We start from the raw sequence: 22,372 nt of genomic DNA on the forward strand, positions 1-22,372 counted from the left end.
TTTTGCGGCAGAGTTACTCTACCGGGGAAGAGACACCACCCTCCAAGAGCGTGTACTCCCGGTCGCGGCTCGTCCCCTCGGCCTCGAGTAGATTGTACTGAACCATCTTCGAGAGATACGACCGAATCGTCCGTTTCGTCCGGGGATCGTCGACTTCCTGGGCGTACCGATCGTGAATCTCGCTCGGGCCGAGCGGACCGTGATCGCGGACGATATCGAAAACGACCCGCTGGTGAGGAGTGAGCGAATCGATGTTTTTCTGCTGGATCTGCGTGCGGGCGTCGTTCATCGCTCCGCGGATGATCTGGTCGGTGATTCGCTCCTCGTTTTCTCGATCAGCAGTACTCGCAGCAGAACGGAGGATTCCGATTGCGAGACGTGCATCACCAGCAGCTGCATCCGCGATACGGTACAGTTGATCGTCGGTGATGACGTCCTTCTCGAGTCCCCACCGCACCCGGGCAGACAGGATGTCGTAGAGTTGCTCGTCGTGGTACTTGTCCATCCGGACGTGCTCGCTGGAGCGAAGCCGGCTCACGAGACGATCGTCGACGCGGCTGAATAGATCCTCCTCCCTGTTAGCGATACAGATGATCGCGAACTGCGAGAGACTGTGCAGATCGTAGAGGACGCGTGGGTCCTCGAGTTGGTCGGCCTCGTCCAGGATGACGACCCGTCGAGGACCGTCGTACTGCTGGAGACGACCAATGAGTTCGTCGTGGGGCGTCGACTGCCGATGGATATCGATTGTTTTCCCGATGTCATCGAGGATCTGGTAGAGAGTTCGAAAGCGCGTATAGTTCCGCCAGCAGTTCACGTAGGTTGCCTCGACCTCGAGGACTGCTTCCCGGAGTCGTTCGGTGACGAACTGCGAAATACACGTCTTCCCGGCACCACTGGGTCCTGTCACGATCGCGGTGTCGGCAGGCTCCCCACTCGTGATGGGTTCGAGGACGCTCGAGAGGTGATTGACTTCGGCATCGCGATGCTCTACTTCTCGTGGAACGAATCCGGCACGCAGGACACGAGCATCGCGGATCATCTTGTGACTATCCAGAGAGTCCGGTAGCGAGTCATAAAATAATAACTGGGTCGTTTCCGGAAAGATCTCCAGTCGTGAGATCGGGTGAAAATAGACTCGTAAGAAAGTGGACTCCACGTTTTGTTTTCTCTTTGTGGAAACTCACTGACTCTCCAAAGAATGGTGTCCTGTGTAAAATCATTCAATCGGAGTAACACAGAATCAGCAATTAGTAAACACGAAGGAAGCGCGATGAATCCCCACATTCTCCAGAGATCGGGTGCTGGTCCAAGAATATTTTACTAGCCGCTGAGAAGAAGGAGGTAGAGACGGTCGGTGACAGAAAAGGTATCCCGTCTACCGACCGCTCGCTACCCAAAACAATGACGACCTCAAAAATTACGCCGCAAGAGACATCTCCGTTCGTGAAGCCACTGCAGACGCTCGTTCGGTTCTTCGATGATCCGTCTAATTCACGGATCGACTCAAACGACGAAGACACCCTTACCGTGGACGAATCCCTCGATCTACTCTCGTCGTCTCGTCGCCGAGCCGTCATCGAACAACTCGCCGCCTCTGAGCAAGATCATGTTCGAGTCGCCGACCTCGCCGAGCGTGTAGCCGGAACCGAGTATGGATGTGAACCTTCGGAGATCTCGTCCGATGAGCGCAAGCGGGTCTATATTTCACTGATACAATCACACCTGCCTCGTCTTGCCAATGCTGGAGTCGTTAGCTACGCTGAAGACACGAAAATCGTCTCGCCAGGCCCGCAATACGGAAATATCTATCAGGCCCATATTGCTCTTCAGGAGACGCTGTCGTAGATTTTCGAGAGACAGCTATATTTCGTAAGAAGATCAGATCGGTAACTACATTTAAAAAACGTCTGGCGGATCGAATAGCAATGGATAATGACTCTTTATATTTCGGTGGAGCATCGTGTAACTGTGTACTTCAGTCAGCGGTGTGCTCAACGGTGAACCAGGCACGTTTGGGCAAAACTCACTCTCAGTGAGGCGCTCGTTCGTTGATCGAATCCCTGAATTGGAATTCGTCTCCAGTGCCAGAGTTTCCGGAACCTCATCCAACGAATACCACTCCCGTATCGCAGCGATGTTCACGATCTTATTGAGAAGATCCCTCTTGGGTGCGATCCAGTGTTTGTGGTTACAGCGGACACCTCCCATTTTGTGCATCGCAGTAATCGCTTCATTTTCGGCGCTCAGCGCAGTTTTCACTTCACCTACAGCATAGAGCTCCTTCTTATGGGACTCACCAGATGGATAGACGAAGATTGCAACATCGAGATCGTAGTCGTCGAGAACGATATCTGTATAGTGTTCCGCTGTTGCTGATTTCCCGGTTTCGCGCACGGCCCGTATTCGCATATACATGCTATAAAGTTGGACTCCGAGGGCGTGAACGACGGATTCTCCGAGATCGCCAACGTTTGGGCCGACCACTCCTTTATCGATACAATCGGTCGCTTCGGGAGTGAGCACGAAGAAGGGCTTGTTGAGAATTCGTCGACGTTCGGCGCCACAGACACGGGGATAGCGGAGGAGTCCAGCCTCGTGCAAGCGATCAGTATTAGCACCGTAGAAATCTCGGATGGGTCCGTGTCCTTTGAGCAGATTCATCCCAATACTTTCTCGAGAATTTCCATCGCTGCGTGAGAGGAATGTCGGAGCAAGACTCGGCACCCGTACCGCAGCGAGCCCATCGAGAAATTTCCATTCTGCGTGGGTAATCCCGAAACACTTCTCGTACAGCCGTTTTAGACGTTTCCGTGCTCGGTCGTATTGTTTCGCTTGGATGTCCTGAACGATAGATGCCCGCGAAGTCGAACAACGATGGTGCGTGAACAATTCCTCGTGATCTGCCAGAGTGTCGTTTGATATTTGTTCTCCAGTCATATTTCCAGATAGTATTTATTAAAATAAAACACTTACCCATCTACGAATGAAGTTGGGTGGTTAGGCTTACAGAGATCCTTGACTAGAAAATCATCATTTCAATATCATACCTTACATCGTTTTTAGATTGTGTTTACGCCCAATCTTGTTCAGAGCTAAACCCTACTAATCGGCGAAATATCTTACATGGCAAACTCGGCCTTACAGTTTCGTCTATTAGTTTTGAACCTGCTATTTTTGGACCTTACACAGTCAGAAGAAAACACGGGACTAGAGAACAGGAAGAACAGGATTGCTATTCAGAACACATTTGGAGGGGATATGGGGAATAATCAGAAATATTTCATAGTAGGGGTCGAACGCAGATGGGAATTAAATCAGGATTCAGTAGTTCTACTTAGTATTTGAACGAAATCGATGATCTACTCGTGTCCCTCCAATGTGGTCCACGGATACAGATCATCCGAAACTAAGAAATCCTCAAATTGTCTGAGAAGCTCGTTTTTGGCGTTTTGGACTGTTTCAGAGGGATCTGAGTCTGAGCATTCGTTAACGAAGATTGCCTTCTTGAAATTTGTCCCATCGACTCTCACAGAGTTCTTATTCCCTCCTTTGAGCCAACTGCGCATCTCAGATGGATCATCCGTTCTCGGTACGCCCGCTTCCCACTGATTGAGGCTGTTCATGGAGGCCCAGAGTTGCAAGTCTCGGTCGGACGCATACCCAACAAGCTCGTCCAATGAGTCAGCGACGTAATTGCGGTGAGATTCGACTTCTCTTAGATTAAATACTATCCCAGCATGGACCTCGTGGGTCTCCGTATCCACGATTGTCGTCAGATAGGACCGCTGGCGTTTCCAAGTATCTTCACGCGACTCACGGACGAATGGCACGTCAAGCCGTTTCGGTACGAGTCGCTTCCAGGAGGTCGGGTCTGGATCGTTCGTCGTTGAGGTATTCACTTTCCCAGGATTTTTGAGTTCTGTTTGGACCAGTTCTTGACGAAGGTCCCTGATGAAGTACCGATACTGTAACTTGTCATGGTGATTGAAGCCTGTGAATGGATGCATGTCTTCTGCCTCGAAGAGGTCCCGCAGCATTCTGAGAATAGGGCGTTGTTCTGATTGGATCTCGGTCTCCTCGATTTGATGGAGACGGCGAGAGATGGTGAACCAGCTTATCCAATGGACCGGCTCATTTTCAAATCGGTCCATAATCAGCGGTGGCGTCGTATGTGGAGTAACGACAATTAGTATAAAATCCCGCCCGTCTACGTTCAATTCCAACTTTTCGAGTTCATCTTGCAACTGATTACTACTGAGAGAGTCTCCATACTTCGACTCGTAGCCAACAAGTTTGTCTCTATCAGAAATGACCCAGTCGAGTTCCCGATCGGTCCCACTTTCAGTGTATCGTGGTAACGGTGAGTTCTGATGGGCAACGACCGTCGCCTCCTTCGAAAATGAAATGCCCAGATTTTCATGTAGGGTGTTGAGTATCTTTGGGCTGATCTGTAGGCTATAATAGAGGTACCCAGAAAATTGCTGGTTGAGACGTTCTTCGTAACCGTTCGGTGATGAGAACGGATATACCATCCGTTTGAACCAGTCTTGTATTACTGATTAAATTTTTCGGGCATTAGATTGCTGACTACACCCTCTGAGTCGGTCACGTAAGTCCTAACAGCAGCTACGAGAATGAAAGACGAGTGCTGTCCATGATACCCTGAGTTATATTTAATATAAGCTTCCAAATGTCTTGACATGGTTGACGTAGGACCGATAGTTGCACTTCTTGTAGTGGGATTGATACTGGTTTTGTTGTCAGCAGACAGCAATAATGAAAGGCCAGGACATTACAACCGTGGAGTGTTACAACAAACGTCTCCTGAAAAACTTAGGAAGTATGTGGCAATATTATACGAAAATGAAGGATACACTACTGAAGTCAGCCGTAACAGTGCCGAATATATCGACGTAGTTGCCAAGTCTGATGAAGAATTAGTTGCGATAAGCGTCAGACGGAGACAAGAAGAGGATAGAGTTAGTGCTAATGCAGTGAAACGGTTTGCAGACTCTTTACAGAAATTTGGAGCTGATAGTGCTATCATGGTGTCCACCTCATATTTCACTAAGCCAGCCCGTGATACAGCGAAACAGTCTGACATCAAGTTACTGAACGGGGACGAGTTGGCAGAACACTTTACAAAATGTAATGATATTCCAAAATAGATCTCGCTGTTGAGAGAGTTACCCCCTATATTCAGCAGGCGGCTCCTACCAGTTGCAGAGGGGATTAACAGAGCCCCAAATCATTATCGGATCGGTGCTTCTCGAGAACGACGACACCGGTGTTGGTGAGCGAGTATAACCACGCGTAGCCAGCGTCAATCTCTTCGACGAGTTCGAGCGTCCGAACGCGCTGAAGGGCCTCCGCGTATTCACTAGGATGTATCTCGGGAATGGTTTCTTCGACGCGTGCATGAAGCACTCGTCCGGAGAGAGTCCCGAATCTGTCGAGCGCCTCCAGAATGGCCAAGGCGAGCGTTCGCACTCGAGAGTCCGTATTCATCGATTTCCGGCCTCCGTTCATCCCATTCGGTCCAGAGCGTCTCGTCGGTCCTCTGGCGGTGTTTGATCGTACTTCATCGTCGTCTGTTCGGACTTGTGACGAAGTTGTGCTTGAGCGGCAGCGAGCCCCTCTTCGCGTGCCATGTACGTGCCCACCGAGTGTCGGATACAGTACCAGCTCATCTGGCGCCCCTCGATCTCGATGTCTGCAATCTCGCAGAGTCGTTCGAGCAAGTGCTTGAGCGCTCGCGTCTGATAGGGATTCGCCTGCCGAGTCAGCCACAACGCGTCCGTGTCCGCGTACATCTCGTAGTGGTCCCGCTCGGTAAGCCATCGCTCGAGCATCTCGGCAGTCCGATCCTGAATGCTCACGACCCAGTTCTCCGTATTCTTCGAGGACTCGTCTTTCGGGATACGCAGTACTCGGTTCGGCACGTCGACCCAGTAGGTCTTGGCCCGCTCTACCTCGATCGGGCGAAGACCAGCATCGAGACTCGCCGACACCAGAGACGGGATCTTCCAGCCGTTGGCTCGGTCCCAGTCCTCGGGTGATACCGCGGACTTCGGTTTCTCGAACCGTTGGGCGAGGTACGCCTTCCAGCGGTCGCGCTGGTCGGGAGACAGATCGTTGTATGCCGGGATGCTGCCGTACTCCAGCGACGCTTCTCGGATTTTGGACCGTTCCTCGCGGGTCAGATAGTCGCGAGGCTGGGAGGCGCTGTCGTCGGAGTAGAACGTGACCGAGGGCTCGTACTTGTCGAGGCCGTGCTCGTGGTGGCGCCATTTGAACAGCATCTGAACCGCCTTCTGGTAGTTCGACCGATCGGCGTTCGATCGATCCTCGTACGCCAACTGCTTCAGGAACGCGTCGGCGTGCTCGTGGGACGGATCGGACACGTACCGATCCTCCTCGTCCCAGACCCAGCGGTAGAATTTGTCCATCCGGCTAGCGCGGGCGCTCACCGTCGTCCGGGCGTATCCCTCGACCTGCTCGGGGTCTTTACCGAACGTGAGCAGCCACTCGAGACAGGCCTCCCGCGTCGAGCGGTAGTCCATCAGCTGGCGCTGATTGAGGTACTCGCGACTCGGTTCCGTGACGACAGTGATGCCGTCCAGATCGGTCATCTGTGACCCCCGCGCTGTCCGGCGAGTGTGGTTGCCGTTCCGGCGAACGTAACGACCGGGCAATCAGCCGAAATCGCCAGACGGCGGTACGATACGGTCTTCCGAGCTTCGTAATAGTCCTGTGGCGGCAATGCGGATCACCATCTTGCCACGGACGAAATCACCAGACAGCGGGAGGAAGGAGTGCTCCGACGGGGATTTGAACCCCGGTCATTGCCTCGAGAGGGCAATATGATTGGCCGGACTACACTATCGGAGCGGGCTTTGTCTGCACTCTATCGTAGCGCAGTACGATGTTTAAGCATTCCGTTTCGACTCGAGGGTGATTCGGGATACCACGGGACTGTCAGCTCACTCGTCGAAGGGAGACTTCGTCGCTTCGGGTTCGAAGCCTTCGAGGCTGATGATGTTTTCGCGGCCGACTCGGAGTTTGCTGATGGTGCCGTCGTCTTCCATGTCGGAGAGTAGCATGCTGACTTTGGACTTCGACCAGCCGGTTTCCTCGACGATGTTGACCTGTTTCATTCGGCCGCCGTTTTCGCGGATGAGTTTGACGACGCGGTCTTCGTCGGTGAGGAGTTCGTCGTCTTCGAGGGGGGTAGTCGATTGCTCGCCAGCGGTAGTATCGGGACTGGATTCCGTTTGCGGGCCGGTTGGTGATTCATCGGCTGTCGGGGGCGTGGGTACTGGTCTGGCAGTGTCTCCGTCACGAGTACCCTGCCGACGATACCAGACGGCCAGTGTTGCCAGGGCGAGTACCAGTATTCCGACACCGATAGCGGCTATCCACGGCGTTCCGTCGCCGTCGGTCTCTGGCCAGACCGAACCCGAGCTACCGACGATTCCGCCGCCGTCGCCACCCTCGGGTTCGAGGATGATTCGTGGATGGCCGTCGATGAACTCGCGTTGGCCGCTCCAGCGGATGGAAGAGGCCCCCTCGAGGGAGGTGCCGACGTACTGTGGGTCGGGGTTAGCGGTCTGGAACTCGAGGCCGTCGTCCGGCCGGACGATGATCGTCTGATCTTCGGTGAGGTAGATGCCCTGGAAGACGTCGCCGACGGCCAGTTGGTTCTGCTGGTCGTCGACTGCGGCGAATCCGTGCCACGTAAACGACATCTCTACGACGCCGACCGGATTGAGCTGGCCCTCGATTCGTGCGGATCGGTTGAAGTTCGTGGCGTCCATCTCGCGGTCGGTTTCGTCGATACCGGTGTTGGTCATCGACTGGGCCTGGCTCTGAAAGCGATCGTAGAGGCCGGTGTCGTCGGATTCAGATTCGAACTGTTCGGCAAACGCTTCGAAGTTTTCGCGTTGTTCGGTTTCGTCGTCGCCGTCGAACCGCTGTTCGTACCGGAAGGTCCAGGTTGCGCTTCCGTTCTCGTGGACGGTGATATCGAACGTCGTCGTATCGAAGTCACGGGAGTCGACGTTCGGTTGCCCTGGGCGGACGGTGTCCGATTGCAGGCTGTGGGTGTCCTCGGTCGGCTGGCCCTGGACGCTGGAGACGGAGAGGCTGTCTCCAGTCCCGACACCCATCGCCGCCGCCGAGCCGGTAGCGCCGACGATCACGACGAGGATGGCGAGTGCGAGTAGCCCGACGGAGACCGACCGGTTCATTGGTTTTCAACTACGTGCCGTAGCTAAAAATGCTTGTGAATACGCGGAGTGGCCGATGCCACACGCCGTCAAGTCCTCTTTCGGCGACCGAGAGCGGCCTGTTCGGACGATACACCGTCCGGTCGCAGTCGTTCCCCACTCTGAGCTACGAGATGTCGACACGCACAAACCGCCCGGTGGCGTATTCGATCACATGATAGCGAACCTCGCACAGGGCGTCCAGGCCTTTACGAGCAACGTCTTTCTCGTCGACGGCGAACGGACTGTCGTGATCGATACGGGAGCGAACTTCGACGTCGTCGCCGCGATCGAGTCCCGGGTCGACGACCTCGATGCCGTTGTTCTCACCCATACGCATCGCGACCACGTCGACAACCTCGAGGCAGTCAAAGACGCCTTCGACGTCGAAGCGTGGGGGTACGACGCTTCGATTGACGGCGTCGACCACGAACTCGAGGACGGAGAGCGTCTCCTCCTGGGCGACCACGAGTACGTCGCGCTCCACACGCCCGGCCACAAGGACGATCATCTCTGTTTTTACTCCGAGGACACCGGCGTCCTCTTCGCCGGTGATCTCGTCTTCCAGAACGGGAGTTTCGGCCGGACGGACCTCGAGGAAGGCGACCGGGGAACGCTCGTCGAGAGCATCGATCGCGTCCTCGAGCGGATCGACGAGGAACTCTCGGAAATGCACACGGGGCACGGACCGAGCGTGGCCACCGAACCGTACGATCACGTCGAACTCGCGTCCCGGATGGCGCGTCAGGCCTGAGGCTCGGAACCGACGGTCGCCGCTGCGGAGAGTAACGCGTCGTAGGCGTCCTCGTAGGCGTCAGCGACGGTGGTGGGATCGCTCCGCTCGTTGCTCCCCAGCGGTGGCAGCGGGACGCGTTCGAACGGATCGAGGTAGTCGAGGACGTCCGCCACCCGTTTCTCGAGCGAGCCGTCTCGTGGACTCGAGCTAGCGATCTCGCAGGCTCGGCAGTACCGATCGCCGCGATAGACGGTCGCGCGACCGGGCTCGACGGCCGCGACAGCGGTAACGGTCGACGGCTCGAGCGACGTCAGCGGCTGTGCGATGTCGCTGTAGGATTCGACGACTGCGATCTCGCTCTCTTCGATCTCGGTAGCGAGAGCATCGAACGCCGGAACGTGATGTCGCGAGGCGACTTCGTTGAGTTCCTCGACGGTCGCGACCGGGATCGCTGCCTCGAGCGGGAGCGCTTCGGCGACGTCGTCCGGAACCGTCGCAGTAGCGTTCCGGACGTAGGTTGGGTCTCCGTTCGGACGGCCAACGCGGTCGACCAGGAACTCCCGGTCACCACGGCCCAAGAGCCCGTTTCCACCGCCGGGTGCCGGACGCCACAGTCGGTGGACAGGATTGAGCGTTTCGGGCCTCCGTCCGCGCTCTTCTGCACTCGCGAGCCGTGCCGCGTCCTTCCCGTAGAGGCGACCGTCCGCGAGTGCACGCCGGCAGTCGTCGTGGTCGAACCAGTAGTCGTTGCCCGCACGTGGCTTGTAGCCGGCCGCGCCGGTTCGCTCGAGCAGTCCGACCGAAAACGTGGTCTTGCCGGCGTCGACGCGGTCGGCACCGACGACGAGCAGGAGCATGCTTACTCGGCGATTCCGTAGTAGCCCGGTTCGTCGTCGGTTCGCGGTTCGGCGACGACGAGGTCGTCGGCGTTGAACATGATCCAGGGGATCGCCCAGTCCAGCAGAACGCTCTCGGTCTCGGCTTCGATCTCCGCGTCGGGGTCGAGTCCCTGGAGCAGGCGAGCGATCTCGTAGACGCTGTACATCTGGTCGTCCTCGAGTAGCTCTTCGGGAGTGTAGAAGTCACACGGTGGAAGTCTGTCGAACTCGGATTTCGGCACTGGCATGGTCGCTAGTACCGGATCCTCCTTCAAGGACCCACTGGTACGCGGCGACGCTCGCGAGTGACGACGCTACGCCCCTCGAGTGGCCTCCGAATCGAGTGCGCGCGCGATCGCCTCGATCGGATGGTCGGGCCGGGGGCGGCTCTCGAAGTCGCCGATCTGGGTGCGACAGGAGACGCCGGGTGCGACGACGCTCGTCCCGTCGCTTTCGTCGAGTTGCGCCGAGAGGATGGCTCCGATCGCCTTCGAAAGGTCGTGGTGTTCGGCCTCGTAGCCGAAGCTACCGGCCATCCCACAGCACGTCGAATCGAGCGGGTCGACGGTGTAACCGGCCCGCCTGAGCACGCCCACCGCGTGGTGGTCCGTGCCGCGGGCCTTCTGGTGACAGTGGCCGTGGTAGGTGAGGTGGTCTCGCTCGGTGACCGCGAACGAAATCTCCTCGTCGAGTCGCCGCTCGTCGAGATACTCACAGACGTCGTAGGCGTTCGCCATCAACTGCTCGAGAGGGGTGCTGGCCGGAAGCAACGAGCCGTACTCGTCGACGACCATCGAGGCGTCCGAGGGCTCGACGAAGACGAGCGACCATCCTGCTTCGAGATACGGCTCGAGGTCCGCGAGCAACTCCCGTCCCCGATCTCGGGCCTCCTCGAGCAGCCCCTGCGAGTAGGCCGCCCGTCCGGTCGGTCCGAGGTCGGGGATCGCCACGTGGACACCGGCCGACTCGAGCACCTGAACCGCCGCCTTTCCGGGCGTCGGATTCGAGTAGTTCGTGTAGGTGTCGGGGTAGAGCACGACCCGGTCGACCGCTCGGTCGGGATCGACGCGGGAACCGCGGTTGGCGAACCACTCGACCAGCGACTCCCGGCGAAACGTCGGCAGCGTACGGTCGGAAGCGATCCCGACGGTTCGCTCGAGGACTGTCCTGGCGCCGGGTACTGCCGTCGCACCGTTCGCGATCGGTGCGAGCCTACTGCCGACCGCGGCGAGTCGATCGACGTTAGCGAACAGCCGATCCCGCAGACTCGTTCCCTCGCGTTCGTGATACTGGTGTTTCACTTCGGCCTTGAGCTTCGCGAGGTCGACTCCGGTCGGACAGTCGCTCTGACAGCCCTTGCAGCCGATACAGAGGTCGAGCACCTCCGACTGGAACCGCTCGTCGTAGAGTTCGTCGGCCTCGAGTTCGCCGCTGATCGCCGCCCGTAGTAGGTTCGCCCGACCGCGGGTCGTCGTAATCTCCTCGTCGGTCGCCCGGTAGGTCGGACACATCACGTCGCTGCCGGTCTGCCGGCAGGTACCACAGCCGTTACAGAGTTCGACGAGATGCGAAAAGCCACCCTCCTCGTCGAAGTCGAGCATCGTCTGTGGCTCGAGGGCGGCGTAGTCGGCACCGTACCGCAAGTGCTCCCTGATGTCCGTCGGATCCTCCTCGTGGTAGACGACCTTCCCCGGATTCATCAGCCAGTCGGGGTCGAACACGGACTTGACCTCTCTGAACGCCTCCCACAGATCGGGGCCGTACAGCTTCGGGTTGAACTCAGTGCGGGCGAGTCCGTCGCCGTGTTCGCCCGAGAAAGCGCCGTCGTGCTCGAGCGCCAGGTCGGTCACGTCCTCGGCGATAGAGCGCATTTTCTCGATGCTGTCCTCCTCCTTGAGATTCAATACGGGCCGGATGTGCAGCGTCCCGGCGCCGGCGTGAGCGAAATAGGCCGCTGTCGTGTCGTGTTCCTGGAGGACGTCCTCGAACCGTGCAACATATTCCGCGAGTTCTTCGGGTGGCACGGAGGCGTCTTCGACGAAGGGGTACGGTTTCGGATCGCCCTCCATGCTCATCAACAGCGGGATGGCGGCCTTCCGGAGCTTCCAGAGACGCTCCTGTTCGGCGGGGGTGAAGGCCGACAGTGACCCGAACGCCGACCCGCCGTCGACCAGATGCGCCCGCGCGTCGTCGACGGCCTCCGCGAGATCGTCGAACAATTCCGAGTCGAACTCGAGCATCAGCGCCGCCGTCGTGTCGTCGGGAATCGGCTCTGCGTACTCGGCGTACTCCTGTGAGTCGGCAGCCAGCCGGAACACCTCGTCGTCCATCAGTTCGACCGCGCTAGCCTCGAGGTCGAGGGCTGCAGGGACGGCCGACAGCGCCTCGAGCAGGTCGTCGTAACAGGCGACGACGAGCGCCGTCTTCTCGGGTCGAGTGACGAGCGAGAGTTCCGCCTCGACGACGACGCCGAGCGTCCCCTCGGCGCCGACGAGCAGTTTCGAGAGGTTAACGACCCGGTCACCGTCCGCGTTCGTTCGAATTACTTTCTGGAGGTTGTAGCCGCTGACACAACGCTCGAGGTCGGGGTACCGCTCCTCGATCACCTCCGCGTTGTCCTCGACGATCGCCCGCACCGTCCGGTAGATCTCGGCCTCGCGGTCGTCCTTCGAGACGATCCGATCCCACTCCTCGCTGTCGAGGACGACGTCGCGCGTCTCGATGATCGAGCCGTCACTGAGGACGGCCCGACAGCGATCGACGTACGCGTCCGTGATTCCGTACCGTACCGAGTGGGCACCGGTCGAGTTGTTCCCGATCCCCCCACCGATCGTCGCCCGGTTCGACGACGCGGGATCGGGCGCAAACTTCAGTCCGTACGGCTCGAGGGTCTCGTCCAGATCGTCCTGGACGACCCCTGGCTGGACGACGGCTCGGTGCTCGTCGGGATCGACCTCCAGAATCTCGTCCATGTGACGCGAGAGATCGAGCACGACACAGCCCGGGCCGACGGTCTGACCGGCGAGCGAGGAGCCCGCACCCCGTGGGAGGATCGGTGCGCCGTGATCGGCCGCTACCTCGACGGCAGCGCGGACGTCGTCCGTGTCCCGTGGAAAGACGACGCCGGCCGGCTGTGCACCGTAGATACTTCCGTCGGTCGCGTACAGTACTCGCGTGTACTCGTCGAATCGCACGTCGCCGCGACAGGCGTCCTGGAGGTCAGCCGCCAGCCGCTGCGACCGCTCCGGAGGTTCCGGCGTCGGCGTTCGATCCCGTGTCGGTTCACCTGTGAGCTCGGTGTCCTCGACGGCCATGTCGTCTCCCGTCACCGGCCGAACCCATAAACGATGGTAGTTGTTCACACTAACCGAAGGCTATCGGCGAGGATCGGCTCGAGTGACGAACGGAGCGACGACTTCTCGAGTCGCGTTCGAAAAATTCGGGATTGACCTGGTCGTCGTTACGACCGGCAGGTTACTCGAAGTGGTCGAGACACGTCTGGTACTCTTCTTCGACCTTGTCCCAGTTGACGACGTCGAAGAAGCCCTCGATGAAGCTGCCACGGTCCGGACCGTAGTCGTAGTAGTAGGAGTGTTCCCAGACGTCACACGCGAGGATGGGATGAGCACCCCAGAGTGCGCCCTGGTCGTGTTTGTCGACGGCGACGTTACGAAGCTGCTTGGCGACGGGGTCGTAGACCAGCAGCGCCCAGCCACCGGCGGCACCGGCTGCGGCCTCGAACTCGCCCTTCCAGCCCTCGTAAGAGCCGAAGTCCTCCTCGATGCGGTCGGCGAGCTCTCCCTCGGGCTCGCCGCCACCGTTGGGCGACATGTTCTCCCAGAACAGCGTGTGGAGGTAGTGTCCACAGCCGTTGTGGGTAACGTTCGAGAGCGCGCCGGGCGTCGAGCCGAACTCGCCGGACTCGCGGTTCTCCGCGAGAGTCTCCTCGGCGCTGTTCAGTCCGTCGACGTACCCCTGATGGTGGGTGTCGTGATGCCAGGTGACGACCTGCTCCGAGATCGCCGGCTCCAGTGCGTCGTAATCGTACGGCAGCGGTGGAAGTTCGTGGTCAGTCATATATACACACCTGTAGCGTTTTTAACGGTACGATACCTGTTAAGGTTTGAGGTGTGAAACGCTATCATAGACCATATTCAGTCGTCCGTACCACTCATCGAACGTATATTTCGAACGCAAGACTCACGAACGACACCCGACTACAGCTCTTTATGCTGGGCGTGCTCGAGCCACTCTTCGATCGACGGCTGGTTCCAGTAGCGAGCGGTTTCGCTTCGCTGATCGTGCTCGAGAACCCCGACTTCCTCGAGTTTCGGTAGATGGACGTGCTGTAGTTCGGTCCGAATCCGCTGTTTTCGCTCGGCCGGGGTCCCGTCGACATCCGGATTACTGGACGTCTCGGAGCACTCCGACCCCGTCTCGGACCCCGACTCGACACGCCTCTCGAGCGTCGCGATGTGATTCGTGAGTTCGTCGATAGTTGCAACCCCGTCTTCCCGTTCGTTCAGGTAGTACAGTGCGTACCGACGACGGCGGTCCGAAAGCAGGTCGAACACGCAATCGAGCGACGGCGTCGCATCCACCGTAAGCGCCGTCGACCCCCGTTCCGTTTCACGCATCTCCGGACCACCTACCGTAAGTTACCATTCGAAACCACCAACAGTCCCTTCTGTGGCCGACACATTAGATGTTACGTCTATCCGAAACGAGACCTGTCTTAAATGAGGTAGAAAATACAGACTCGAATTGAAGTCCCGACGCTACACGGGTGGTTTCGTCTGCAGGTCCGTTCGAAAAAAGCGACGGTCGCGACCGGGACTCGACTTACTCGTAGAGCCACTCGGCGTCGTGCTGATCGTAGTCGATCAGCTCGTCCTCGTCGAAGTGGATCGCGATTTCGCGTTCGTTCGCGCCCTCGTCCTCGTGGTCGGCGGCGTGGACGACGTTTCGGCCGAGATCCAGGGCGTAGTCGCCACGGATCGTGCCGGGTTCGGCCTCGAGCGGGTCGGTCTCGCCGATCATCTGGCGGACCTGACGGGTCGCGTCCTGTCCTTCCCAGACCATCGGGACGACGGGGCCGGAGGTGATGAAGTCGACGAGGTCGTCGTAGAACGGCTTGTCCTCGTGCTCACTGTAGTGTTCCTCGGCCCGTTCGCGGGGCATGTTCTCGACCTTGATACCGACGAGTTTGAGCCCGCGGTCCTCGAGTCGGGAGACGACTTCGCCCACCAGCCCACGCGCGAAGGCGTCGGGCTTGACCATCACGAAGGTGCGTTCGTGATCGCTCATGATTGGGCCTCCTCTTCGTCAGCCTCTTCCTCGCCGCCAGCGACGTCGTCGGCGTCGCCTTCGGCGGCTTCCTCGGCTTCGGCCTCGACGGACTCGCCCTCGGCGACGTCTTCGTCACCGGCCGGTTCCGAGCCCTCGTCTTCGTCGACGGCTTCGTCCTCGGTCTCGAGGTCCTCGTCCTGCTCGGCTTCCTCGTCGGTCTTTGCGGGACCCTTGCCGGCGCGACCTTCCTCGGTCCACTCGAGGTCACGCGGCTCGCGACCGAGTTTGTAGTTCTTCTCGGCCTTCGAGTCGACGAAGTGGAGCACGGAGCCGTCGTTTTTGACGTACATGATGCCCGTGCCGGGCTCGATCTCTTCGCCAGTGTAGTCGCAGGTGCGTTTCTCGACCATTGTTACTGTCCTCCGATGGAGTCTGCCTCACGAGCGGTCTCGCGAAGCTGGAGTACGTCGCCTTCGCGGACCGGCCCGAGGCAGTTTCGGGTGATGATACGTCCCTGGTTCTCGCCCTCCTTGATTCGGCACTTGACCTGCATGGCTTCGCCGTGCATGCCGGTCTTGCCGACGATCTCGATGACCTCGGCGGGCGTTGATCCGCTTTCTTCCTCTTCAGCACTCATCTCTGATCACCTCAGTCGAGGTCCTCGACCTTGTCGGCGATGTCCTCGACGTCGCCGGAAGCGTCACCGGCGTCGACGATCGCCGCGGCAGCCGAGCCAACTTCGAGGCCGGCGGCGTGACCGACGTCGTCCTGGGTCTCGATGAAGACGACTGGAATTCCCTTCTCGTCGGCGAGATCAGGGATATGCATCACGATCTCTTCGGGGGAGACGTCTTCAGCGACGTAGACGAGGTCGGCGTTGCCACGCTCGATCGCTTTCGTCGTTTCGTTGGTTCCTTTCTTTACTCGTCCGGTGTCTCGTGCGACCTCGAGCGCCTCGAGGGCGTCATCTGCGAGGTCGGCTGGGATGTCGGTTGTAACGTAGACTGACATTGGTTGTTCACCTCTCCTACGCGCGGGCTCGCACTCCCCTGCCGTTCGGGGTGGGTTACCCCTGGCCGAATCGAGTTCGGCGGAAGTCCTGTAAGGCTAGGAGCATCATCAACCCCGCGTAGGGTGTACTACGGAGTTACGTTGCCCCCCTTAAAAGCGTGTTCAAACGGCCTTCACCGTGAGATGGCTCCGCACAGACGAAATCGTGTCCGACTCGAGCGGCGTCTGCTCGAGTCGACGCGATCCGCGACACCGGATCTCGGATCTGGATTTCCTCGTTACTCACCCTCCGTTGCCGTCGTTTTTCCCGTTCTTGCGGTCTTTCTTTCCGCGTTTACCGTTCTTCCTGCCTTTCCGTCCGCGCTTCCCCTTCTTCCCGTTCTTCTTGCCTTTCCGTCCGCGCTTCCCCTTCTTCCTGTCTCGGCCTCGTTTCCGCTTTTTCTCTTCGTCGCCTTCCCCTTCGGCCTCGTCCGGTTCGTCGTTCCGATCGAACGCCTCCGCCAGCGCCTCTTCTCGCCGCTTCTCTGCGTCTTTCAGTGCCTGTTCTCTGCGTTCTTCGGCTTCTGCTAACCGCTCGTCCACCCGTTGCTGAATCTGCTCGTTGAGCGTCTCGGGTTCGTCCTCCTGATTCTCCTCGCCTTCTTCCTCCGCTTCGTCCTCCTTCTTTTTCCGGTCTTTCTGACGCTTCTTCTTTTTCCGGTCTTTTGGCCGCTTTCTGTCCCGTTTTCCTTTTCGTTTCTTGTGCTTTCGACCGTTCTTTCGCGGCCCCGACTTCCCTCGTTTCTTTCCGTCTCGTTCGCCATCGTTGCCGTTCCCCTGCTGATCTTCCGTCGCTGCCGTCGTTCCTGCCATTCCGACGGTACCGAGTCCGACAGTTCCTGCAACCCGTAGTATAGTGCGGCGGTCGTGCATGGTCGTCCAGGGCAGTTCCCTACCCGAACTCCAATTTATCGAACCGGTCTATCAACGGTGGACTTCGTTACGATCGCTCAGCCCCGGATTCCAGAATCGATCAAAGTAGATATCTGATGACGGTTTCGGGCCGAAGAAAATAATCAAAAATTAGTTGCGGAAATAGGCACTGAAAGATCCGACATACCGCTACTACTGGACCCTCACCACCCACGTATAGCGACCTGCCGGTCGTTCTTTCCTTCGATAACCGACGAAACCGACCGCAACGGAACCGAAACGTCTTCTTATCGTTGAAATTTAAAATGTTCCTAGTTAGCAATGGTCAAATTACAATAGAAGTCAGCTTCATCTCACCCGTGGACGGGTGGGCTTTCGCCTCGCTACTGCTGTAAACGATCGCAACGCGAAACAACTCGACTGTCAGCGAAAACGCCGTCGTGATAGTCCCGTTGACTATTACTCGCAGGCCCCCAACGTCAGCACATGGTCGCAGACGTCGCCAGACTCGCCGAGTCGCTGTTCGCGGAAGCAGGAGAGACGAACGAGCGACGGCTTCTGGTACTCGCAGGCGACCGGGAACGGGGATACGACGCCCTCGAGGACGTTCTCGAGACGCTCCCGGTCCCGATTACGCGAACGACACTCGTCGGCCCAGATAACCGACTGCGCTGTGAACAACTCTCCCAGCCCCACGCGAGCGAACTCCTCGGGACGACCCGGGATGTCGTGGTACTGGACGCCCACGACGGGCTCCGACCGAACGCGCTGGGGAAAGTCGCCGGTGCGGTCGACGGCGGCGGCCTGCTCGTTCTTCTGACGCCACCACTCGAGGAGTGGCCCGACCGCCGCGGCGCGTTCGACGAGTCACTCGCCGTTCCGCCGTTCGAACTCGAGGACGTCACCGGCCGATTCCGGCAGCGACTCGTCGACACCCTCCGGGAACATCGAGGCGTTGCGATCGTCGACTTCGAAGACGACCGTGTCGAGGACGACGGACTGATCGAGCCGGCACCACGCCTGGAAGCGGCGAAACCGGATCTCGAGCCCCCAACCGATCACCGGTTTCCCGCCGCCGCCTACCAATCCTGTCTCACGACGGACCAGGTCGAGGCCGTCGACGCGTTCGAGTCGCTCCTGTCGGCCGAAGCCGACGACGACCAGCGCCGTGCTGTCGTCCTCGAGGCCGACCGCGGACGCGGGAAATCGAGCGCCGCAGGCCTCGCCGCCGGCGCGTTCGCCGCTGACGGCGAGGACGTCCTCGTGACCGCACCCGACGCCCGGAACGCACGCGAAGTACTCGAGCGCGCCGGCGAACTCTGCGAGACGCTCGAGACGGCTGAGACAGCCGATTCGCGGCGCATCGAGACCGGCGCTGGCGGACGGGTCCGGTTTCTCGAGCCTACAGAGGCGCTCGAGCACCTCGAGTCGGCCGACGTCGTAATCGTCGACGAGGCCGCCGCCCTCCCGGTCGCTCGCCTCGAGTCGTTCCTGGCGGCCGACGCGGTCGCCTTCGCGACGACGATCCACGGCTACGAGGGCGCAGGGAGGGGTTTCTCCGTCCGGTTCAGGGACCGACTCGACGAGAGCGACCACGAAGTGACCGAACGGACGCTCGTCGAACCGATCCGGTACGCCGCGGGCGATCCTGTCGAGGTGTGGGCCTTCCGCGCGCTGTTGCTCGACGCTCGGCCGCCCGTCGAACCGCTGGTCGCCGACGCCGACCCCGAGACGGTCGAGTACCGGCGACTCGATCCTGACGACCTCCTCGACGACGAACGACTGCTTCGAGAGGCTTTCGGCCTGCTGGTACTCGCTCATTACCGGACCGAACCCAACGACCTGGCACGCCTGCTGGACGCGCCCAACCTGGAGGCTCGCGCACTGCTTGCGGACGGCCACGTCGTCAGCGTTGCCCTGCTTGCCCGCGAAGGGAATCTCTCGGCGGCGACACGGGCCGAGATGTACGAGGGCGGTCGCGTTCGGGGCAACATGCTTCCGGACGTGCTCACGAGCCAGCTACGTGACGAAGCGGCCGGCGAGCCGTCCGGAATCCGCATCGTCCGCATCGCGACCCACCACGCGGCTCGGTCCCGTGGACTCGGGTCGCGGCTGCTCGAGTGCGTCCGGGAAGAGTATACGAGCGAGACGCCGTGTGTCTCGAACGGCGAACGGGACCCACGGTCCCGTGAGCAAGTGGACTGGCTTGGCACTGGCTTCGGAGCGACGCCCGGCCTGCTCGAGTTCTGGCGGCAGAACGGCTACCGGACGGTCCACGTCTCGACGACGCGCAACGACGCCAGCGGCGAGTACTCCACGCTGCTTCTCGCCCCGGTGAGCGACGCCGGAAAAGAACTTCACGAGCGCCACGCCGACTGGTTCGCTCGCCGGTTTCCCGCGCTGTGTACCGACACACTCACCGACCTCGAGCCCGACGTAGCCCGGGCAGCGTTGCGGGCCGTCGATCCCGACGCCGCACCGCCGCTCGACCTTCGCGACCACGACTGGCACGTCGTCGCCGGTGCCGCCTACGGCCCAGGCTTGTTCGACGTCGATCCGGGCCCGTTCCGTCGACTCGCAGTACGGTACTTCGTCGAGAATCCCACGGACGTCGAACTGTCGACGCGTGCCGAGCGACTGCTCGTTCTGCGAGTCCTGCAGGGCCGGGACTGGTCGACCGTCGCGGATCGCCTCGAGTATCCCTCGAGCGGTCAGTGTATGCGAGCGCTCGGCGAGGCGTTCCAGCCGCTGGTCGACCGCTACGGCGTCGAAGAGGGAGTGGGCGCAGCACTCGAGGTGCGAGAGCGGTTTCTCGAGAAGGAAGCGTAACGACGTGATATGGCCTCTCAGTCGATCCCGTCGACCCACTGGGGTTCCTCGACGGTCGTCGAGCCGACGTCCGAAAGCGACCATTCGACGACGTGGTTGTACGGGGCGTCGACACCGTTCTGGTCATCGTCTCCCTCGTAGTGTTCGATTTGCTCGAATTCGCGACAGAGTCCGTCCTCGTCGACGAGAAACCGATTTCTGGCGTACGTCGCTTCGCCATCGTCGGGTGACGAGTCGGCATGTGGTGGCCTGGACGCGTCCGGCATGCTCTCGGTCCAGTGTGTAAAGAGGTAGTGTGTCCCTCCAGGACGCAGTTCGGTGCCGACGAACCGGGCAGCGCCGTCCAGCCAGTGCAGGTGGGTGTTGCCGGTCAGGTACGTCCGACTCGTTCCACCCCTGCGCCCGACGCGTTCCCCCGACCACTCGCCGTCCTCTCGAATCGCCACGTAGTGACTCGAGTCGTCGAGGTACTCCTCGCGAACCAAGCCGTCGGTCCCGCCGTCGCTCGTGACGCGGTGGAAGAACACGTCGCCGTCGGTCCGTGCCTCGGTGAATGCCGTCGCGCTACCGTCGTCCGCACCGAGCGGCGACCCAGTTATCGTCCCTCGTCTCGTCGCCGATTGACTGACGACCGCGTCGTGGTGGGCGTCGGCCAGTTCGAGTACCGACTCGAGGCGGCCGTTTTCGATCCCGGGAATGTCGACGCCCTCGAGCGGCCGGTCTGTCTCGGACTCTTCGGCCGAGTCGTCGCTACAGCCCGCGAGAACGGTAGCGAATCCGGTGGCGAGCGCCGACAGAGCCCGTCTTCGCGACAGTTGCGCCATACGAATACTCTCAGTCATCTCACTTCACTCACGACAATACTCGTCGAAGAATCGCGTTCGGAATCAGCGACAGCGCCCACGCGACGAGTCGCCAGCGCCGCGTGACGTAGGCGTGGTTCTTCTCCTTGCGAATCGCCCGCGCGATCTGTTTGGCCGCCGTTTCGGGCGAACACTGCCAGAAGGAGCCGTAGGACATCTCGGTGTCGACGAATCCGGGTTCGATCGTCGTAATCGTCACGTTCGCGTCGTTGCCGGCCTGACGGGTTCGGAGCCCCTCGAGATACCGCGAGACGAACGCTTTCGATGCGTTGTATGCCTGAGTGCCGCCGTTACCGAAGTGGCCCGCGACCGAGGAGATACCGACCAGGTGGCCGTCTGTCTCGCTTGCGTGGTCCGGATTCGCCTCGAAGTACGAGAGCGCCGCTGTCGCGATCGCGGTGAAGCCACGGACGTTGACGTCGATGGTCTGTCGTTCGCTCGCCCACTCGAGGTCGTAGTTCACGTCGGCGACGCCGGCGCTGAGGACTACGAGGTCGACCGACGGCATCGCCTCGGCGAGCTCGAAAAATCCCTCGCGAGCGTCTTCAGTGTCGGTGACGTCTATCGTCGCGACGTACGACTGCGTCGGGAGTTGTTCCCCGATCCGTCGGAGTCGGTCTGTACTCCGGGCTGCCAACCCGACGACGTAGCCGTCGGCCGCGAGTTTTCGCGCTAGCGCCTCGCCGATGCCGGACGACGCGCCGACGATGATAACTCCCTGCGTCATAGATTCACGTTTTCCGACGAGAACATAACAGTGCTGGTCGTCGGCGACGGACGTGGCGTGGCGACGTTTCGTTTCCTACACCGGTCGGCTGACTGATTTTCATCGTTGCAGAACAGATTGCGAAACCAACATTTATACGGATTCCTCGAGAGGAAACGTGCATGTCCCTGCCCTCCCACCGTCGATTCATCCTCGGTTGCTTCGTCGTCCTGCTAGCGGCCCTGCTCGCGTTCACCGTCGTCGGCGTCGCCGGGACGCCGTCGCTTTCCGCGACGGAGTTCGATCCCGATACCGATCACGAGGAACTCGCGAGCGCCCCGAGTATCCACAATGCGGAGATCGGTAGCCCGCCCGGATCCGAGGTCCGCGACGCGTTCGAGGTCGCGGCAACCGATGGACGCTACGAGGGAACGATCGAAAACGCCTCCTCGGGGTACTCGTTCATCAGGGACGACCGCTACGATTTCGTACTCTTCGACGGGTCGTTCTACGAGTTCGAGGCCGACGTCGACGGGGAATCGGTCGTCATCGAAACCGACGAACGCACCGCCAGATCCGTCGCGGACGAACTCGCAGTCAGTTTCGAGAATGCCGCCGAACCCACGCAGGAGGCAATCGAGACCGGCGACCCCGTCGAGTACCCAGGTGGTGACGGAAGAACCCCGATCGTCGTCGACAACGATACGTACTACGCGGTGACGCTCGGTCCGCCGAAACACGGATCGGGTACGACGCTTGGGTGGGTATTGCTTCCGTTCGGCGTCGCGCTGGCCGCCGGAGTCGGCGTTCTCGCAGTCGGTGGCCTCTGGCTCCGCCGACGGCGGCACGCGACCTGATCGGAATCAGGCCGAGTCGAT

The 22,372-nt window shown here is 60.0% G+C and carries 23 protein-coding genes and 1 tRNA gene; 5 read left to right on the forward strand and 19 right to left on the reverse strand.

The genetic code is table 11. The features are described from left to right. Nucleotides 1–13: 13 nt before the first annotated feature. Nucleotides 14–1,042, reverse strand: a complete 1,029-nt coding sequence (locus BLR35_RS10695; RefSeq protein WP_090381522.1) for a Cdc6/Cdc18 family protein — start codon at nucleotides 1,040–1,042, stop codon at nucleotides 14–16. Nucleotides 1,043–1,404: 362 nt separating this feature from the next. Between BLR35_RS10695 and BLR35_RS10700 the strand changes: the two genes are divergently transcribed. Continuing rightward, on the forward strand, nucleotides 1,405–1,848 hold the full coding sequence (locus BLR35_RS10700) for a DUF7344 domain-containing protein (protein ID WP_090381525.1): 444 nt from the start codon (nucleotides 1,405–1,407) through the stop codon (nucleotides 1,846–1,848). A gap of 51 nt (nucleotides 1,849–1,899) precedes the next feature. On the opposite strand, the gene BLR35_RS20280 is transcribed toward BLR35_RS10700, so the two are convergent. Both BLR35_RS20280 and BLR35_RS10715 read right to left on the reverse strand, forming a co-directional pair. Further along, entirely contained in the window at nucleotides 1,900–2,940 is a 1,041-nt protein-coding gene (locus BLR35_RS20280) for a hypothetical protein (RefSeq protein ID WP_139169276.1), read from the reverse strand. Nucleotides 2,941–3,362: 422 nt separating this feature from the next. Then, a complete protein-coding gene (locus BLR35_RS10715) occupies nucleotides 3,363–4,535 on the reverse strand; it encodes an ATP-binding protein (RefSeq protein ID WP_090381533.1) in 1,173 nt (390 codons plus the stop codon). 168 nt (nucleotides 4,536–4,703) lie between these two features. Here BLR35_RS10715 and BLR35_RS10720 point away from each other — a divergent pair, with 168 nt between their 5' ends. Continuing rightward, entirely contained in the window at nucleotides 4,704–5,171 is a 468-nt protein-coding gene (locus BLR35_RS10720; protein ID WP_090381534.1) for a restriction endonuclease, read from the forward strand. Between the two features lie 64 nt (nucleotides 5,172–5,235). Here the strand turns inward: BLR35_RS10720 and BLR35_RS10725 are convergent, their stop codons facing one another. The 4 genes from BLR35_RS10725 to BLR35_RS10740 all read right to left on the reverse strand — a co-directional run bounded on the left by BLR35_RS10725 (nucleotide 5,236) and on the right by BLR35_RS10740 (nucleotide 8,252). Next, nucleotides 5,236–5,511 carry a hypothetical protein gene (locus BLR35_RS10725; protein WP_139169277.1) on the reverse strand — a complete coding sequence of 92 codons (276 nt, stop codon included), beginning with the start codon at nucleotides 5,509–5,511 and terminating at the stop codon, nucleotides 5,236–5,238. A gap of 17 nt (nucleotides 5,512–5,528) precedes the next feature. Next, nucleotides 5,529–6,635: a tyrosine-type recombinase/integrase gene (locus BLR35_RS10730; protein WP_090381538.1), complete on the reverse strand. Its 1,107-nt coding sequence runs from the start codon at nucleotides 6,633–6,635 to the stop codon at nucleotides 5,529–5,531. A 184-nt stretch (nucleotides 6,636–6,819) separates the two neighbouring features. After that, nucleotides 6,820–6,894, reverse strand: a tRNA-Glu gene (locus tag BLR35_RS10735). Between the two features lie 92 nt (nucleotides 6,895–6,986). Then, nucleotides 6,987–8,252 (reverse strand): helix-turn-helix transcriptional regulator, encoded by a 1,266-nt coding sequence (locus tag BLR35_RS10740; RefSeq protein ID WP_090381540.1) that lies wholly within the window; start codon nucleotides 8,250–8,252, stop codon nucleotides 6,987–6,989. Between the two features lie 193 nt (nucleotides 8,253–8,445). Here BLR35_RS10740 and BLR35_RS10745 point away from each other — a divergent pair, with 193 nt between their 5' ends. Further along, nucleotides 8,446–9,024, forward strand: a complete 579-nt coding sequence (locus BLR35_RS10745) for an MBL fold metallo-hydrolase (protein WP_090381542.1) — start codon at nucleotides 8,446–8,448, stop codon at nucleotides 9,022–9,024. Here BLR35_RS10745 and BLR35_RS10750 read toward each other — a convergent pair. The 10 genes from BLR35_RS10750 to BLR35_RS10800 all read right to left on the reverse strand — a co-directional run bounded on the left by BLR35_RS10750 (nucleotide 9,015) and on the right by BLR35_RS10800 (nucleotide 17,096). Beyond that, entirely contained in the window at nucleotides 9,015–9,863 is an 849-nt protein-coding gene (locus BLR35_RS10750) for an ATPase (RefSeq protein WP_090381545.1), read from the reverse strand. The genes BLR35_RS10745 and BLR35_RS10750 overlap by 10 nt on opposite strands. A gap of 2 nt (nucleotides 9,864–9,865) precedes the next feature. After that, a complete protein-coding gene (locus BLR35_RS10755; protein WP_090381547.1) occupies nucleotides 9,866–10,132 on the reverse strand; it encodes a DUF5827 family protein in 267 nt (88 codons plus the stop codon). Nucleotides 10,133–10,198: 66 nt separating this feature from the next. Beyond that, entirely contained in the window at nucleotides 10,199–13,198 is a 3,000-nt protein-coding gene (locus tag BLR35_RS10760) for an FAD-binding and (Fe-S)-binding domain-containing protein (RefSeq protein ID WP_090381550.1), read from the reverse strand. Nucleotides 13,199–13,358: 160 nt separating this feature from the next. Beyond that, a complete protein-coding gene (sod, locus tag BLR35_RS10765; RefSeq protein WP_090381552.1) occupies nucleotides 13,359–13,961 on the reverse strand; it encodes a superoxide dismutase in 603 nt (200 codons plus the stop codon). A 140-nt stretch (nucleotides 13,962–14,101) separates the two neighbouring features. Beyond that, nucleotides 14,102–14,521 carry a DUF7344 domain-containing protein gene (locus tag BLR35_RS10770; RefSeq protein ID WP_090381554.1) on the reverse strand — a complete coding sequence of 140 codons (420 nt, stop codon included), beginning with the start codon at nucleotides 14,519–14,521 and terminating at the stop codon, nucleotides 14,102–14,104. A 205-nt stretch (nucleotides 14,522–14,726) separates the two neighbouring features. Further along, entirely contained in the window at nucleotides 14,727–15,191 is a 465-nt protein-coding gene (gene ndk / locus BLR35_RS10775; protein ID WP_049989872.1) for a nucleoside-diphosphate kinase, read from the reverse strand. Continuing rightward, the gene (locus BLR35_RS10780) at nucleotides 15,188–15,583 is read right to left on the reverse strand and encodes a 50S ribosomal protein L24e (protein ID WP_090381557.1); all 396 of its coding nucleotides are present in this window, start codon (nucleotides 15,581–15,583) and stop codon (nucleotides 15,188–15,190) included. The genes ndk and BLR35_RS10780 overlap by 4 nt, the downstream gene beginning before the upstream one ends. 2 nt (nucleotides 15,584–15,585) lie before the next feature. Beyond that, nucleotides 15,586–15,810, reverse strand: coding sequence for a 30S ribosomal protein S28e (locus BLR35_RS10785; RefSeq protein ID WP_006064297.1), 225 nt, complete (start codon nucleotides 15,808–15,810; stop codon nucleotides 15,586–15,588). 11 nt (nucleotides 15,811–15,821) lie between these two features. Next, nucleotides 15,822–16,184, reverse strand: coding sequence for a 50S ribosomal protein L7Ae (gene rpl7ae / locus BLR35_RS10790; RefSeq protein ID WP_090381560.1), 363 nt, complete (start codon nucleotides 16,182–16,184; stop codon nucleotides 15,822–15,824). 282 nt (nucleotides 16,185–16,466) lie between these two features. After that, nucleotides 16,467–17,096 carry a hypothetical protein gene (locus BLR35_RS10800; RefSeq protein WP_139169278.1) on the reverse strand — a complete coding sequence of 210 codons (630 nt, stop codon included), beginning with the start codon at nucleotides 17,094–17,096 and terminating at the stop codon, nucleotides 16,467–16,469. A 486-nt stretch (nucleotides 17,097–17,582) separates the two neighbouring features. Between BLR35_RS10800 and tmcA the strand changes: the two genes are divergently transcribed. Continuing rightward, a complete protein-coding gene (gene tmcA, locus BLR35_RS10805; RefSeq protein WP_090381565.1) occupies nucleotides 17,583–19,925 on the forward strand; it encodes a tRNA(Met) cytidine acetyltransferase TmcA in 2,343 nt (780 codons plus the stop codon). A 17-nt stretch (nucleotides 19,926–19,942) separates the two neighbouring features. Here the strand turns inward: tmcA and BLR35_RS10810 are convergent, their stop codons facing one another. Continuing rightward, nucleotides 19,943–20,749: a DUF7537 family lipoprotein gene (locus BLR35_RS10810; RefSeq protein ID WP_090381568.1), complete on the reverse strand. Its 807-nt coding sequence runs from the start codon at nucleotides 20,747–20,749 to the stop codon at nucleotides 19,943–19,945. 28 nt (nucleotides 20,750–20,777) lie between these two features. After that, on the reverse strand, nucleotides 20,778–21,515 hold the full coding sequence (locus BLR35_RS10815; RefSeq protein ID WP_090381571.1) for an SDR family NAD(P)-dependent oxidoreductase: 738 nt from the start codon (nucleotides 21,513–21,515) through the stop codon (nucleotides 20,778–20,780). 161 nt (nucleotides 21,516–21,676) lie between these two features. Between BLR35_RS10815 and BLR35_RS10820 the strand changes: the two genes are divergently transcribed. After that, entirely contained in the window at nucleotides 21,677–22,351 is a 675-nt protein-coding gene (locus BLR35_RS10820; RefSeq protein WP_090381573.1) for a DUF8127 domain-containing protein, read from the forward strand. Nucleotides 22,352–22,372: the final 21 nt, after the last annotated feature.

Source organism: Natronobacterium texcoconense (genome assembly GCF_900104065.1).
Lineage (GTDB): Archaea > Halobacteriota > Halobacteria > Halobacteriales > Natrialbaceae > Natronobacterium > Natronobacterium texcoconense.

What these genes read in the sequence shown, in the direction of transcription:
- BLR35_RS10695 (WP_090381522.1), bottom strand. Translation starts at nt 1,042, where the DNA reads ATGATCCGCGATGCTCGTGTCCTGCGTGCCGGATTCGTTCCACGAGAA.
- BLR35_RS10700 (WP_090381525.1), top strand. Translation starts at nt 1,405, where the DNA reads ATGACGACCTCAAAAATTACGCCGCAAGAGACATCTCCGTTCGTGAAG.
- BLR35_RS20280 (WP_139169276.1), bottom strand. Translation starts at nt 2,940, where the DNA reads ATGACTGGAGAACAAATATCAAACGACACTCTGGCAGATCACGAGGAA.
- BLR35_RS10715 (WP_090381533.1), bottom strand. Translation starts at nt 4,535, where the DNA reads ATGGTATATCCGTTCTCATCACCGAACGGTTACGAAGAACGTCTCAAC.
- BLR35_RS10720 (WP_090381534.1), top strand. Translation starts at nt 4,704, where the DNA reads ATGGTTGACGTAGGACCGATAGTTGCACTTCTTGTAGTGGGATTGATA.
- BLR35_RS10725 (WP_139169277.1), bottom strand. Translation starts at nt 5,511, where the DNA reads ATGAATACGGACTCTCGAGTGCGAACGCTCGCCTTGGCCATTCTGGAG.
- BLR35_RS10730 (WP_090381538.1), bottom strand. Translation starts at nt 6,635, where the DNA reads ATGACCGATCTGGACGGCATCACTGTCGTCACGGAACCGAGTCGCGAG.
- BLR35_RS10740 (WP_090381540.1), bottom strand. Translation starts at nt 8,252, where the DNA reads ATGAACCGGTCGGTCTCCGTCGGGCTACTCGCACTCGCCATCCTCGTC.
- BLR35_RS10745 (WP_090381542.1), top strand. Translation starts at nt 8,446, where the DNA reads ATGATAGCGAACCTCGCACAGGGCGTCCAGGCCTTTACGAGCAACGTC.
- BLR35_RS10750 (WP_090381545.1), bottom strand. Translation starts at nt 9,863, where the DNA reads ATGCTCCTGCTCGTCGTCGGTGCCGACCGCGTCGACGCCGGCAAGACC.
- BLR35_RS10755 (WP_090381547.1), bottom strand. Translation starts at nt 10,132, where the DNA reads ATGCCAGTGCCGAAATCCGAGTTCGACAGACTTCCACCGTGTGACTTC.
- BLR35_RS10760 (WP_090381550.1), bottom strand. Translation starts at nt 13,198, where the DNA reads ATGGCCGTCGAGGACACCGAGCTCACAGGTGAACCGACACGGGATCGA.
- sod (WP_090381552.1), bottom strand. Translation starts at nt 13,961, where the DNA reads ATGACTGACCACGAACTTCCACCGCTGCCGTACGATTACGACGCACTG.
- BLR35_RS10770 (WP_090381554.1), bottom strand. Translation starts at nt 14,521, where the DNA reads ATGCGTGAAACGGAACGGGGGTCGACGGCGCTTACGGTGGATGCGACG.
- ndk (WP_049989872.1), bottom strand. Translation starts at nt 15,191, where the DNA reads ATGAGCGATCACGAACGCACCTTCGTGATGGTCAAGCCCGACGCCTTC.
- BLR35_RS10780 (WP_090381557.1), bottom strand. Translation starts at nt 15,583, where the DNA reads ATGGTCGAGAAACGCACCTGCGACTACACTGGCGAAGAGATCGAGCCC.
- BLR35_RS10785 (WP_006064297.1), bottom strand. Translation starts at nt 15,810, where the DNA reads ATGAGTGCTGAAGAGGAAGAAAGCGGATCAACGCCCGCCGAGGTCATC.
- rpl7ae (WP_090381560.1), bottom strand. Translation starts at nt 16,184, where the DNA reads ATGTCAGTCTACGTTACAACCGACATCCCAGCCGACCTCGCAGATGAC.
- BLR35_RS10800 (WP_139169278.1), bottom strand. Translation starts at nt 17,096, where the DNA reads ATGCACGACCGCCGCACTATACTACGGGTTGCAGGAACTGTCGGACTC.
- tmcA (WP_090381565.1), top strand. Translation starts at nt 17,583, where the DNA reads ATGGTCGCAGACGTCGCCAGACTCGCCGAGTCGCTGTTCGCGGAAGCA.
- BLR35_RS10810 (WP_090381568.1), bottom strand. Translation starts at nt 20,749, where the DNA reads ATGGCGCAACTGTCGCGAAGACGGGCTCTGTCGGCGCTCGCCACCGGA.
- BLR35_RS10815 (WP_090381571.1), bottom strand. Translation starts at nt 21,515, where the DNA reads ATGACGCAGGGAGTTATCATCGTCGGCGCGTCGTCCGGCATCGGCGAG.
- BLR35_RS10820 (WP_090381573.1), top strand. Translation starts at nt 21,677, where the DNA reads ATGTCCCTGCCCTCCCACCGTCGATTCATCCTCGGTTGCTTCGTCGTC.